At 45.3% G+C, this 14,461-nt stretch carries 10 protein-coding genes; 5 read left to right on the top strand and 5 right to left on the bottom strand.

The window, feature by feature from the left end; genetic code table 11:
* The first annotated feature begins 347 nt into the window (after positions 1 to 347).
* The 3 genes from V7K55_RS08495 to V7K55_RS08485 all read left to right on the top strand — a co-directional run bounded on the left by V7K55_RS08495 (position 348) and on the right by V7K55_RS08485 (position 5,747).
* A complete protein-coding gene (locus V7K55_RS08495) occupies positions 348 to 2,639 on the top strand; it encodes a family 2 encapsulin nanocompartment cargo protein terpene cyclase (RefSeq protein WP_334830111.1) in 2,292 nt (763 codons plus the stop codon).
* A gap of 61 nt (positions 2,640 to 2,700) precedes the next feature.
* A complete protein-coding gene (locus V7K55_RS08490) occupies positions 2,701 to 4,110 on the top strand; it encodes a family 2B encapsulin nanocompartment shell protein (RefSeq protein ID WP_334830109.1) in 1,410 nt (469 codons plus the stop codon).
* A gap of 230 nt (positions 4,111 to 4,340) precedes the next feature.
* Positions 4,341 to 5,747 carry a family 2B encapsulin nanocompartment shell protein gene (locus V7K55_RS08485; protein WP_334830107.1) on the top strand — a complete coding sequence of 469 codons (1,407 nt, stop codon included), beginning with the start codon at positions 4,341 to 4,343 and terminating at the stop codon, positions 5,745 to 5,747.
* A 45-nt stretch (positions 5,748 to 5,792) separates the two neighbouring features.
* Here the strand turns inward: V7K55_RS08485 and V7K55_RS08480 are convergent, their stop codons facing one another.
* Both V7K55_RS08480 and V7K55_RS08475 read right to left on the bottom strand, forming a co-directional pair.
* On the bottom strand, positions 5,793 to 6,410 hold the full coding sequence (locus V7K55_RS08480; RefSeq protein WP_334830335.1) for an NUDIX hydrolase: 618 nt from the start codon (positions 6,408 to 6,410) through the stop codon (positions 5,793 to 5,795).
* 125 nt (positions 6,411 to 6,535) lie between these two features.
* Positions 6,536 to 7,738 carry a phosphoglycerate kinase gene (locus V7K55_RS08475; protein ID WP_334830105.1) on the bottom strand — a complete coding sequence of 401 codons (1,203 nt, stop codon included), beginning with the start codon at positions 7,736 to 7,738 and terminating at the stop codon, positions 6,536 to 6,538.
* Positions 7,739 to 7,827: 89 nt separating this feature from the next.
* Between V7K55_RS08475 and V7K55_RS08470 the strand changes: the two genes are divergently transcribed.
* On the top strand, positions 7,828 to 8,244 hold the full coding sequence (locus V7K55_RS08470) for a universal stress protein (RefSeq protein WP_334830333.1): 417 nt from the start codon (positions 7,828 to 7,830) through the stop codon (positions 8,242 to 8,244).
* Positions 8,245 to 8,530: 286 nt separating this feature from the next.
* Here the strand turns inward: V7K55_RS08470 and V7K55_RS08465 are convergent, their stop codons facing one another.
* The 3 genes from V7K55_RS08465 to V7K55_RS08455 all read right to left on the bottom strand — a co-directional run bounded on the left by V7K55_RS08465 (position 8,531) and on the right by V7K55_RS08455 (position 12,736).
* Positions 8,531 to 9,877, bottom strand: coding sequence for a calcium-binding protein (locus tag V7K55_RS08465; protein ID WP_334830103.1), 1,347 nt, complete (start codon positions 9,875 to 9,877; stop codon positions 8,531 to 8,533).
* 563 nt (positions 9,878 to 10,440) lie between these two features.
* On the bottom strand, positions 10,441 to 11,151 hold the full coding sequence (locus V7K55_RS08460) for a GDYXXLXY domain-containing protein (RefSeq protein WP_334830101.1): 711 nt from the start codon (positions 11,149 to 11,151) through the stop codon (positions 10,441 to 10,443).
* Positions 11,152 to 11,314: 163 nt separating this feature from the next.
* Positions 11,315 to 12,736, bottom strand: coding sequence for a DUF2157 domain-containing protein (locus V7K55_RS08455; protein WP_334830099.1), 1,422 nt, complete (start codon positions 12,734 to 12,736; stop codon positions 11,315 to 11,317).
* Between the two features lie 209 nt (positions 12,737 to 12,945).
* Here V7K55_RS08455 and V7K55_RS08450 point away from each other — a divergent pair, with 209 nt between their 5' ends.
* Entirely contained in the window at positions 12,946 to 13,923 is a 978-nt protein-coding gene (locus V7K55_RS08450) for an RsmB/NOP family class I SAM-dependent RNA methyltransferase (RefSeq protein WP_334830097.1), read from the top strand.
* Positions 13,924 to 14,461: the final 538 nt, after the last annotated feature.

Below are 14,461 nucleotides of genomic sequence, written 5' to 3'. Positions count from 1 at the left end.
GATTTAACTATTGTTTAATTGCTTTAGTCTACGGATTGCTTTTTTTCTAAAACTATGAAAAGTTATGAAGGCATCATCATAAATCACTAAAAATTCATTTACCAGCATTGGAAATAAGTAATGACTTAAATAGCTTTTTCAAATGCCTTATCTTTAGTTATAGACAACTTCAAATGTTATTTGGATTAACAGCATCTTGTCTTATTGCCTGGATATAAGCCACTACGAGGAAACCAAATGTGGGGACTTAGCCCGGTTGGCGAGAATACTTGTAGAATGCAACGGTGCTTAGATCGGCCACGAAATAAAGACAGCAAAAAGACCCCAGAGGAGGTTACGCGCAGATCATGCAACCCTTTGAACTGCCAGAATTTTACATGCCTTGGCCCGCGCGGCTTAACCCAAATCTAGAAGCGGCACGAGTGCATTCCAAAGCGTGGGCTTACCAAATGGGGATACTTGGCTCACAAGAGGAAGCGGAAAGCTCCCCTATTTGGGACGAGCGGACATTCGATGCCCACGACTACGCCTTGCTTTGTTCCTATACTCATCCAGATGCACCAGGGGCGGAGCTTGACCTAGTGACCGATTGGTATGTTTGGGTGTTCTTCTTTGACGATCACTTCCTTGAAATCTATAAGCGCACCCAAGATATGGTTGGTGCGAAGGAGTATCTTAACCGACTACCAGCATTCATGCCAGTGTACCCCACCGACACCCCCCCAGTTCCCACCAACCCGGTGGAACGTGGTCTAGGCGACCTGTGGTCTCGTACCGCATTTACCAAGTCTGCGGACTGGCGGCGCAGGTTTTCCGAGAGTACCAAGAACCTCCTAGAAGAGTCTTTATGGGAACTCTCCAATATCAGCCAGGATCGGATCGCTAACCCAATCGAATACATTGAGATGCGCCGCAAGGTTGGTGGCGCTCCGTGGTCAGCCGATCTCGTCGAACATGCTGTGTTTGTTGAGATTCCAGCCGAAATCGCCACAACTCGACCGATGCGTGTACTGAAAGACACATTTGCTGATGGAGTGCATCTTCGTAACGACCTGTTCTCCTACCAGAGAGAAGTCGAAGATGAAGGCGAAAATGCCAACTGCGTGTTGGTCTTTGAGCGCTTCCTAAATGTGAGTACGCAGGAGGCAGCCAACCTCACCAATGAACTGCTGACCTCGCGGTTACAGCAGTTTGACAACACCGCCATTACAGAACTGTCGTCCCTTTTTGAAGAATACGGACTAGACCCGGTGGCTCGTGTGAACATTTTGTTATACATCAAAGGACTACAGGATTGGCAGTCAGGCGGTCATGAGTGGCACATGCGATCGAGCCGTTACATGAACAAGGGAGGAGACAATTCTTCAGCATCCACACCACTTCTCGGTGGCCCCACTGGGCTGGGCACATCGGCTGCACGGATTGGATCGTTATACAGCACCTTGGGTTTGGGAAGATTCAAGAACTTCACTCATGTTCCATACCAAGCAGTGGGGCCAGTAACGCTGCCGAAGTTTTACATGCCCTTCACTACAAGTTTGAATTCCCATTTGGATGCCGCGCGGCAGCATTCCAAAGAATGGGCCCGCCAGATGGGGATGCTGGACTCACTACCTGGTATTCCTGAAGCCGTCATCTGGGATGACCACAAGTTCGATGTTGCCGACGTAGCCTTATGCGGTGCGTTGATCCATCCCAATGCATCCGGTGCTGAGTTGAATCTGACGGCGGGCTGGCTTGTCTGGGGAACTTATGCTGACGATTATTTCCCAGCACTCTACGGACACAGCCGCAACATGGCGGGTGCAAAAGTATTTAACGCTCGACTGTTGGCGTTTATGCCTCTTGACTCCAGCCCCATCCCCTTACCGACCAACCCAGTAGAACGTGGCTTGGCCGATCTGTGGTCTCGCACAGCTGGCCCCATGTCCCAAAACGCGCGGGGTCAGTTCCGCCGTGCGATCGCGGATATGACCGAAAGCTGGTTATGGGAACTCGCCAATCAAATCCAAAACCGGATTCCAGACCCGATTGATTATGTTGAGATGCGCCGTAAGACCTTTGGCTCGGATCTGACGATGAGCTTATCTCGACTAGCTCAGGGCGACGAGATCCCGCAGGAAATCTACCGGACGCGATCGATGCGCCAACTGGAAAATTCAGCCGCAGACTTTGCCTGTTTGACCAACGATATCTTCTCTTACCAAAAAGAAATAGAATTCGAGGGCGAACTCAATAACGGCGTGCTGGTAGTTCAGCAATTCCTCAACTGCGATCTGCCGCAGGCTGTCGAGGTGGTTAACAATCTGATGACCTCTCGCGCTCGCCAATTTGAACACATCGTCGCTACCGAACTGCCAGCCCTCTTCGACGATTTCGACTTAGACGCAAGTACCCGCGAGAAACTGTATGGATACGTCGAGAAACTACAGCAGTGGATGTGCGGTGTCCTCAAGTGGCATGTGACGGTAGACCGCTATAAGGAATTTGAATTGCGTAATAGTTCGCCAGAAGGGCGGCTACTCAATGGCCCTACAGGTCTGGGTACTTCGGCTGCGCGGATCAGATCGTTGATCGGTGCAGGGGGTTTAAGTTCAGTCCTCGGTCAAGTCGGGTTGGGTTCTTTTGTCAGTGAATAGAGTTTGGTGGTGTGAATCCAAGATCGGTTTTTTTAGTAACTATAGAATAGAGGGTTAGATTATGACAGAATCTATTGAGTCAAATTTGGATGTTGAGAATGAGCATCCCCGGCTGAGTTTGAGTACATCTGCTGCGCGTAACTTGGCGACTACGACCAAATCTGCACCGCAGATGCAGGGCATTACCTCACGGTGGTTGTTGAAACTGTTACCTTGGGTACAAACCAAAGGTGGTACTTATCGCGTAAACCGTCGGCTAACCTATACCGTAGGTGATGGGCGGTTGAGTTTCTCCAACACCGGAGCCGATGTACAGGTAATACCCCAGGAACTTGGTGAACTGCCATTGCTGCGAGGGTTTGACAACGTTGAAGTATTGAATGCGTTGGCGGGTCGGTTTGTTCAGCAGGAGTTTGCCCCTGGTGACACGATCGTGGAGTTAGGCCAACCAGCCAATCAGCTTTTTCTGATCGCTCATGGCAAGGTGGACAAGATTGGTGTTGGCAAGTATGACGAACAGACCGTGCTGGGTGTGTTGGCTGACGGTGACTATTTTGGTGGTCAGGTGTTGCTAGAGTCCCAGAGCAATTGGGAATTCACAGCCAAAGCAGTTACCCGAACCACGGTATTAGTCCTACCACAACAGGCATTTCGGGAACTTCTCAACCAATCTGAGGCGCTACAAGCTCACGTCGATGGCTTCAGAACTCGCCCAGAAGGACAACAGAACGAGTACGGTGAAGCTTCCATTGAGGTGAGTTCAGGACATATTGGGGAAACTGAATTGCCCGGAACCTTTGTAGATTACGAACTCTCACCCCGCGAATATGAATTGAGCGTTGCCCAAACCGTATTACGAGTGAGTACTCGGGTGGCGGATCTGTACAACGAACCGATGAATCAGACCGAACAACAATTACGGCTGACCATTGAGGCTTTGCGGGAACGTCAAGAACATGAATTGATCAACAACCGTCAATTCGGCTTGTTACACAACGCCGACCTTAAACAGCGCATTTATACCCGCAGTGGCCCACCTACCCCCGACGACCTTGACGAACTGCTGGCCACGGTGTGGAAAGAGCCGGCATTCTTCCTGGCTCACCCTCGCACGATCGCTGCCTTCGGTCGGGAGGCCAACCGCCTCGGTCTCTATCCACAAAGCATCGACCTGGGTGGCAACCGAGTACCTGCTTGGCGGGGCGTGCCCATCTTTCCCTGCAACAAGATTCCCATTAGCAATGCCCGCACTAGTTCCATCCTGTTGCTTCGCACTGGTGTAGAAAAGCAAGGGGTGATTGGCTTACATCAAACTGGTATCCCTGACGAATACCAACCCAGTCTGTCTGTCCGATTCATGGGCATTAGCGAAAAGGCGATTATCTCTTATCTCGTTACCGCTTACTATTCAGCAGCTGTCCTCGTCCCTGATGCACTCGGAATCTTAGAAGACGTACAAATCGGCCTCTAAACATTCATCAGAGGTTAAGGCAAAATGACCTTTGTCAATGAGAAATTACGCTGAAAAACGAGGATTAAAATCAGTTTTGTACTGACTTTTCAGTTTCTCTGAGGAGATTTGCTCCTTCCTAAAAATTTGGGAATATTTTCAGCAATATTACTTTCTGACAAAAGTCTTATAACCTTAACCTCTCACCTATTGGGTCGGGCACTTTTGTTATTAACTAAGAGGATAAGGTGATGACGGATTCTATTGAATCGAATTTAGATGTTGAGAATGAGCATTCCCGGCTCAGTTTGAGTACGGCTGCTGCCCGTAATTTATCTACGACAACTAAATCTGCACCACAGATGCAAGGTATTACCTCGCGGTGGTTGTTAAAGATGTTGCCGTGGGTACAGACCAAGGGTGGCACTTATCGAGTAAACCGTCGGTTGACCTATACCGTAGGTGATGGGCGGTTGAGTTTCTCTAACACCGGAGCCGAGGTGCAGGTGATTCCCCAGGAACTTGGTGAGTTGCCGTTGCTGCAAGGATTTGACGACGTTGAAGTGTTGAATGCGTTGGCGAGTCGGTTTGTTCAGCAGGAATTTGCACCTGGTGACATCATAGTGCAGTCAGGTCAGGCAGCCAATCAGCTTTTTCTGATCGCACATGGCAAGGTGAACAAGATTGGTGTTGGCAAGTATGGTGAGCAGCCCGTGTTGGGTGTGTTAGCCGATGGCGATTATTTTGGTGGTCAGGTGTTGCTAGATTCCCAGAGCAGTTGGCAGTTCACAATCCAGGCTCTGACTCGAACTACAGTATTGGCGCTACCACAACAGGCATTTCGGGATCTGCTCAACCAGTCCGAGGCGCTACAGGCTCATGTCGATCGCTTCAGAACCCGCCCACAAGCACCACAGAACAAGTATGGAGAAGCCTCCATTGAGGTGACATCGGGGCATCTCGGAGAAACTGATTTGCCGGGAACCTTCGTAGATTACGAACTCTCACCCCGCGAATATGAGTTGAGCGTCGCCCAAACTGTCTTGCGAGTAAGTAGTCGAGTGGCGGATCTGTATAATCAACCGATGAACCAGACCGAACAACAACTGCGGCTGACCATTGAGGCATTGCGAGAACGCCAAGAACACGAATTAATCAACAACCGTCAATTCGGTTTGTTACACAACGCCGATCTCAAACAACGCATCTACACCCGTACCGGGCCACCCACCCCCGACGACCTTGACGAACTACTGACTCGGCGGAGGAAGTCGAAATTCTTCCTGGCTCACCCCCGTACCATTGCGGCTTTCGGTCGGGAGTGCAATCGCCTTGGCATCTATTCAGAAAGCATTGATTTGGACGGCAGTATGGTGTCCGCTTGGCGGGGCGTACCCATTCTTCCGTGTAATAAAATCCCCATCAGCAATACCCAGACTAGCTCCATCCTTGTACTCCGCACTGGCGAGGAAGACCAGGGCGTTATCGGCTTACATCAAACTGGTATCCCCGACGAATATCAACCCAGCTTGTCTGTCCGATTCATGGGCATCAGCGAAAAGGCCATCATCTCTTACCTCGTTACTGCTTACTATTCAGCAGCCGTCCTCGTCCCCGACGCACTAGGCATTCTCGAAGATGTTGAAATTGGGCGTTGAGGGAAGGATAAACCTGACTTTTTATAGTTAAGGTGAAGGCTACTTTCAATCAAAATCTGTTGGTAAATCTGGATTGCGGTAATGGTGGAAAAGTCGGGTGATTTGTCTTGGTGTCACCCGTCCGATAGAAAGTTTTGGTAAAGTATCTTCAGCAAAAAAAACTACATCTTCAGTTTCAATACTAGATGATGGAGAACCACCGATAATTTCGCAGTGAAAAAACAGCTTATAGACATAAAACGGAAACGGGGGATGTCCCTGTTTATCTCTGTCATAAACTGCTAGTAATTTGCTCGCGCGTGCTTCATATCCAGATTCTTCATATACTTCTTTCACAACTACTTCACTGGGCGACTCGCCAACATCAGCCCATCCACCAGGTAAACTCCAACAGCCATCAGCTCTTTCTTTAACTAACAATATAGTATTATCCCGAAAAATCGCTGCTCGCACATCAACCTTGGGAGTTGCATACCCGATTTCACGGCTAAATAAATCGAGGATATAAGTGTGTTCTACATTCGAGAAAGTCGCCATGATTTCTGTGGCGATCGCTCGTAATTGCTTATAGCGTTCAATATCAAAAGGCCCTTCAGAATAAGTTAGACCATTTTGAGCGATCGCTTGCAACTTTTGCGCCCATTCCAGCCATTTAGTTTCCATATTTAGGGATTGGGGATCGGGTACTGGGTACTGAGGATTGGGCATTGGGGATTGGGATTGGAAAATAGTATTTTTAATCTTATTTCCCATTCCCCATTCCCCATTCCCCAATCCCCAATCCCTAATTACGCATCATCTAAAGCCGCAATTCCAGGCAATACCTTGCCTTCAAGTAACTCTAAGCTAGCGCCGCCACCAGTGGAGATGTGGCTCATTTGGTCTGCTAAACCAACCTTTTCCACAGCCGCTACTGAGTCACCGCCACCAATGATAGTGGTTGTGCCAGTTTTACCGATTTCGGCAAGAGTATGAGCGATCGCTTCTGTACCTGCGGCAAACTTATCAAACTCAAACACACCCATCGGCCCGTTCCAAATTACCGTTTTGGTATCTGCAAGGGCTTCTTGGAAAAATTTCACCGAGTCTGGCCCAATATCCAAACCCATCCAACCATCGGGGATATTCTCAATGCTAACGGTTTGAGAATTGGCATCAGGGGCAAAGTTATCTGCCAATACCACATCTGTGGGTAATAGTAAAGCAACACCCCGTTCCTTAGCTTTAGCTTCCAAAGACTTTGCTAGTTCTAGCTTGTCTTCTTCCACCAACGACTTACCAACATTCAAACCACGGGCTTTGTAAAAGGTGAAAATCATCCCACCACCAATGATTAGCTTGTCGCACTTCTCCAGCAGCGTTTCAATCACGCCAATTTTGCTGGAAACTTTGGAACCGCCAATAATTGCCGCCAAAGGACGTTGGGGATTTTCAATGGCGTTTTGCAGATATTGCAATTCCTTCTCAACCAAATATCCAGCCACAGAAGGACTGAGGAATTTAGTCACACCTTCAGTAGAAGCATGGGCGCGGTGTGCAGTGCCAAAAGCATCATTTACATAAAAATCAGCATTAGCTGCCAATTTTTTGGCAAATTCTGGGTCGTTTTTCTCTTCTTCTGGATAAAAACGGACATTTTCTAGTAACAGCACTTGGCCATTTTGCAGTGCGGCAACTTTAGCTGCAACTTCATCGCCAATGGAGTCATCAGTTTTAATAACTTCTTGCCCCAGTAACTCAGAGAGACGCTTGGCAACGGGAGTTAGGCGTAATTTGTCATCCACACCCTTGGGACGGCCAAAATGACTTGCGAGAATGACTTTAGCACCCTTCTGCGTCAAATCTTGGATGGTGGGTAGAGCGGCGCGAATGCGAGTATCGTCGGTAATCTTGCCTTGATCGTCCACAGGCACGTTAAAGTCAACCCGCACTAAGGCACGTTTCCCAGATATATCAGCTGAAGATAAACTTGCTAAACTTTTTTTGGACACACCAAACTCTCCTGATTGCCTTTTTGTTATTGTTTTGAAAGTAGAACCATCAAGATTTTACCGGAGTCAGGGGTACCCAAGTGATAGAGATATTTAAGACAGTACTATTTCCTATCGATCAAAGCCGGGAAACGCGGGAAGCTGCTGATGTTGTTACCAACATCGTCAAAAAGTACAGCAGTCGTTTGGTGCTGCTGTCTGTCGTAGAAGAACCGCCAAAAGATGCTCCAGATGCGCCTAGTGCAGATCCGATGGTGTCACCGGAGGTAGTTGCTAAACTGCTAGAAAGTGCCCAATCTTTATTTTCTGGGCAAGGAATTACATCCGAAATTCTGGAAAGGCAAGGTAAACCAGCTTTTACTATCTGCGATGTCGCTGATGAAATCGGGGCCGATTTAATTATCATGGGCTGTCGGGGGCTAGGCTTGACTGAAGAGGGAGCGGATGATAGTGTGACAACTCGCGTTATTAACCTTTCCCCTTGTCCAGTGCTGATTGTGCCTTAGTAGTGTGTTTTGGAATACTAGTAAATTTGTGGTGCGATCGCTAATTAAAAAAGAGAAAAAAACGAATGTCACGAAGAAAAAGTAAAACCCTTGCTTCTTCTGGCTATGGGGGTGTAGAGGAAGTAGTTGATTTGTAAGTATTATTTAGTTTTTAATTCTTGATTGTGCAACCCCTACACCCTTATACCCAAAAGTCAGCCAGATTCAGGATTTACGCTTTTCTTAGTGCCATTCGTCTGTATACCTATTAAAGGTTTTTTGTTCTAGATGGCTCTCTTGAATCCGATTAGGTACCCAGAGTAGAGGAAGCGCCAGAAAAGACGATTTCCTCAACATTTAACACATTCAGGGTGAACCGATCGCGTTGAATTGTGTAATTATTAGAGGTGCCTAGAATAGTGTAATCACTTTTTAAATCAGGCAGAATTAGCTTGTCCCATCCGCAGCCACCATCGATTGTAGCATTACCGTAACCAACATCAAATGTGTCGGCTCCAAATCCACCCTTAATCAAGACATCGGCAATAGCGCCCCCTTGGTCTGAAACTGGATTACCGCTATCATCAATTCGTCGGGCTTTGAAGTAATCGTTACCGCTTCCACCATCAATCGTGCCGCCTTGAATGCCAATACTGCTGCCATAGCCAGTAAGGGTATCATTTCCTGCTCCTCCACAGATAATGCCATTAGTATTAAGAAAACCTATGCCTTGACTAATGCCTGTACCAATGATGGTATCGTTGCCATCGCCTAAACTGATGATGCCACTGTTAACAATGCCTGTACCTACACTTGGCCCAACCTCGCCAAAAGGGCTATCATAGACACCTTCACCGCCGGTGCCTGTGCCAGAGATGAAGTCGTTTCCTTGCCCTCCACTGATGATGCTACCCTTGCTGTTGGAGATACCTATACCATTACCCGCATCGAACGATCTAAAAGGTTCTAAATATGCATCACTGCCCTTGCCGATACCAGTAATAGAATCGTTTCCTTTCCCTCCACTAATCACGCTACCACCACTGTTGGAGATGCCTGTACCATCTCCCCCGGAATAGTCCGTGCTACCAGTTCCAGTTCCAGAGATGGAATCGTTCCCTTCTCCTCCATTAATATTACTGCTCTCAGTATTAGAGATTCCTATAGCATCTGCTGGCCCAATTCCAGTTCCAGAGATCGAGTCGTCCCCTTTTCCTCCATCAATGCGGCTATGCTGAGTGTTTTGGATGCCTGTAGCAAAGCTTATCCCTAAACTGTAACTGTAGTTTCCGATTCCGAAGATCGAATCTTTTCCATCTCCTCCATTAATATAGCCGCCCTGAGTGTTAGAGATACCGATACCAGGGCTATGGAATCGATAATCGAAGCCGCCAGTGCCTGTGCCAGAGATAGTATCATCTCCTTTACCTGCATTGATGATGCCACTGTTAGCAATACCTGTGCCGTCACCTTCAGAGTCGTTGCCACCAGTGCCACTACCCTTGATAGTGTCGTTACCTCCTCTAGTTTCAATGACTCCGTTTTCTAGAACCTCAATTCCAATTGCTGGCAATGCATTATCCTCTTGGCCTACCACTAAATCCGAACCAGAAGTGCCTACGATCGAGGGAGAAGAAACAATTAGTCTGGGCATAATATTAACTTTCCTCAACTGAGTGTGATACAGGTTTAACCCCTGAAGGCCTTAATCTCTCGACAAAAATTTTTAAGTCGGAATTCACAGAGAACTCTGAGATTGGGCATTCTTCGATCGGAAGTTCACAGTGTCAGAACTAGTAATTTCCAGACTTAACAAGTATTTGTTAATGAATTATTTGTCGCGATCGCAACACCCTCTAAGACTGTTAATCACGAAAAATAATCTATTATTTCGATACTTGAAAATAGGAAACATCTTAATAACCTGATAGCAATTACATACCGGAAATTTACTTATATGTCTATAATCCCATAAATATCTTTGCATAATCTTCATATTATTTACTGAAAAATGTATGTATGAGTACTAGTTTTTGTGTATTTTTTATATTTATATTTTACCGTTCGCGTAATAATCCAAGTTGCAGGTTATCAAATTCTGGATGCTTTGTAATTGTTAACTCGTCTCCTAGTATTAAAAAATAGAAAATTCTGAGCGTCGAAAGTCGGCGCTCAGAACTTTGGAGAAAAATCTTGCATGTTTACACGCCTAACAGCTTAAAAGCGATAGTTGCGATCGCGCACCCACATACTGACCGGCACTGCCTTACCCTGTGGATCTACTTTCGCTTTCACCACAATAGGGGGTACTTGTCCTCTACGGGCGCGTTGGGTTCGCAAATCGTTGGTAATTTGCTGGCGTTGGTTTTCTGGGATGTAATAGGTTTCTAAGCCGTAGTTAACGGAACCATCCTGATAAACACCTTTTAAGGCTACCTGATTGGCTCTTAGAGATGTTGGACGATCTCTACTGACTCGTAACGGTCTCCAAGCTCTAGGAACACCGCGACCAGTAGATAGTTGCTCTTGCAAAGTCACGTAGATATTGGTTCCATCCGGCAATCTTCTGCCGCTTCCCCGACCTTTGCTGACTAATGTTTGCCAACCAGGTAATCTACTCAAATTTGAGGTACGGGATATGTTGTAATCTAAGTCTAGGGTGTTACCATCTATCGCATTGTTAGGGTCTACAGGTACGGTTTGCAAAATCACCGTCTTACCTGTCACATCTGTATAAACGGCTTGGGCTGGTACTGCCATAATTAACCCTGTTTGCAGCGCTAAGGGAGCTAGTAACCGCCAAAAAGGTAAGGGCTTATTCGATTTTTGTTCGCTAGCAATCAAGTAATCCCGAAAAGTTACCTTATTGGAGAATTCGGCTTCGGGAGACAAGGTTTTATTTTTAGATTCAGAAGAACTATTAGTCATGAGCGTAGTCCTAAAAAGCAGAGGAATTGAGGAGGTCAAAAGTAACGAGATTAGGACTAACGCAGAGAAACTTTAAAAATTTTGACGCACAGAGATTTCGATGATGGGGAGATTCCTGAATTCTGTTAGCGTTGCGGGGCGTTTAGCCCATGCTGAATTTGTACTACTTTTTACTTGCAGAGCTAGAGCCACCAGGTAAACGGCGTTCAAACCAGAGTCCAGAGCTAATTAAAGCGGAACCGCACAAGATAAAGACTAGGGACTTGAAAAGTAAGTCGGTATCGTACTCTTGTACGCGACTGACAATTTGCAGTGTCACTAACAGCATACCTCCCCAAAAGGAAGTTCTGTTGCTTAATTTCAATCCTTCTTGAATTAGTCCCCAGGCTAATGTTGCTAGAAGTACATTGAAAATAAAAACACCAAGTTCATCAATCCGGCTGACAGTTTGATGCCAAAAAGGTACGATGGTAATAAAGGCGAGAAAAGTACCAATAACAGCAGTTGTGAAAATCACTTCGCGGCGCGGAGGATTATTTCTTTGACGCAGTAGAAACAACCATTGCAATACCGCCAAGCCACTGAGAATCCCCAAATCGATGATCGGCAGAGATTGGAACAAGTTTGTCACGTTCGTTGGTTGATTATAACCATAATTTGGAGATTCCCAAACCCAACGAAAAGACAGAACGTAAAAGACAACGCCAAAGCTTAACAACGCTAAATTACGGGCTAGAGATTGAAACAATCTGTAATTTATGGTTGGAAACAGCAGATCATCATAACTCCAGAATAATGCAGGTGGCAGTGCAAAAGCAAAAGATGCCACCCAAGGCGCTATATCAGCATAATTCAGCAGTGGCAGAGGATTAAGGTTAGCTTGTAAGGAACTAGCAAAAACAAAGGCTGCTAGACCAAAAATCCAACGCGATCGGCAGAAGTAGGCTAAGGGGACAAACACCAGCCATGCCAATAAAGGCAGATGCTGCACCACTAAGCGCGACCAAGTTAACTCACCTGAAGCGTACCATAAGTCTTCTAATCCTGTCCAATACCCGATTTCCACGAGGACAATTGACAGAATTCCTAAAGAATTTATGGACAAACTGAAGGCCATCACTACAACACCCAACCCCCAGGCGAGAAAAAGTTGGGAAGTTGAACCAGCGATATTGAACATCTGGGCCATCAGCAGTATATTTGCGCCGAAAATGAAGGCGCTTAAAATGAGTAACCCTTCTCCCAGTAAGCGTTTACTTTTTTGCGGCTTCTTCCCTTCAGGTGTTATCCAATTGTAAAAACCGGCGATCGCGATCGCAAAAAACAAACTCATCATCAGAATAAATTTGACTTCTCGCGATCCTCCTTGCCAGTTTCCTGATACAAAGGTAATTATGCCCAAGCATAAAAGGATGCTGCCTACAGCAATGGCGATCGCTTTATTGCGATCGCGTGCAGCAGCTTCCAGGTTTTTAAATTGATAACGTTCTGCTATTTGCTCATACAGCGAAGAACTAATTAATCCTTCATCCCTCCATAATTGTGCTTCTTTGCGTAACTTTTGCGGAAAACTATCTAAGAACATGACCTTCTCCGGTGCAGTGGGGTAGCTTGGCCATTGCGTTCTGAATGGCGGTCATTATATTTTGAGTATGAAGCCAAAAGCCTTGATTACATTGTTCTCATGTAACAGTTTGATTTAGATTTTGATACAACCTAATTTTACTAATTCGTAATTCGTAATTAAGGAAGTCAGGTTATAGATGATTGAAAATTGGTATTGTATATATCCAGATGGAAAAACCTTCTAATTTATTACTTAAAGTCTCGCGGCGTTTGTTCGTTAATCTAGATGAGCAAGAAAAGTTTATTGAGGCTTTAATGAATCCACAGCCTTTTTTACCTAGTATTCTTTGGTGCCAAGAAAAGCCTGAGACTTTGCCTTTGGCAGTAGAAACACCAACCTATTGGCAACCACAATTTATAGACCGTTTATCTCTGGGAGAAAAACCCGGTCAGCATCCCTTGCATCAACAAGGATATTTCTATTGTTTAGATTTTTCTTCGGTATTTGCAGCTACCACTTTGTTAGCAATTCCTCAGTCAATACGTTTAGTTTTCGATATGTGTGCCGCACCAGGAGGTAAAAGTATCTTCGCTTGGAAAGCTTTACAACCAGAATTACTCATCAGTAATGAAGTAATTGGTAAACGTCTAGGAATGCTAATTTCTAATTTGAAGCGTTGCCAGATTAGCTCTAGCGCAGTAGTTAATAGAGATTCAAGTATATTTGCCGAAATGTTTCCCGGCTGTAGCAATCTAGTAATAGTAGATGCTCCTTGTACCGGACAATCTTTGCTTGCTAAAGGAGAAAAAGCACCCGGATGTTTTCACCCAACTGCTATTAACAAAAGTGCAAATCGACAAAAGCGCATTATAGCTAACTCTGCCAAAATTGTTTCACCAAAAGGCTATTTAGCTTATATGACTTGCACATATTCACTCGAAGAAAATGAGCAAGTTTGTGAATGGTTTTTAGAACGCTTTCCCCAGTTTCAAGCGATGGAAATTAGTAATTTAGCTAAATATCAGTCGCATTTAACTACAATGCCTTGTTATCGGATATTTCCTCAAGACAGGTTAGGGGCTGGTGCATTTACCGTACTGTTTAAAAATACTAATGAATATGAAGATGAAGATGAGTATAAAAAAGTAGATTTAAGTACAATATCTTCGCTGTATATCTACCAAAATTTGAAAAAGTCAAGTTAATTAAATTCTTGGCATATCTTCTGGCTATCTGCGAGAAAATATGATCTTTTTAAGAGTGCTGCATTTGTCAATCAGTTATCAGAAGTACACTTTTTAAGTAGGTTGACTTTATATTAAAACCATACATATTGCAATTCTCATATATGAATCCGGTTTGATTTCTGAAAAGATACGTAGGGGAGCCAGTCGTGTGGTTGGGTTTTCTGACTTGAGCCTTATGACAAAAATATTTACAGTCATTGCGAGCGTTCGTGGAGCGTCTAGTAGAGAAGCGTTCGCAATGACATTGTGTAATTAATTCTGTCTGACTACTTAATTTACTTCCTAGTCTCCGACCTGAAATGCAACTGAGAGGTTCGGTCTTTTGTCTAGGTGGCAAAGTTTAAGTAAGTGGGCGTAAATAATCAAAGGTTGATAGTTAGGGCTAAAGTTGCTTACTATAAGTCCAGCAATTCTCATTTTGAAAAAAAATCAGAGAAAATTCTTTATTTAAATAGAGAACTTGTGTCGAAGCATAATTTTTTGACAAATAATTATC

The sequence above is a fragment of the Nostoc sp. genome, from assembly GCF_036919895.1.
Taxonomy (GTDB): domain Bacteria; phylum Cyanobacteriota; class Cyanobacteriia; order Cyanobacteriales; family Nostocaceae; genus Nostoc.
This window is presented reverse-complemented; position numbering and strand designations above follow the sequence as displayed.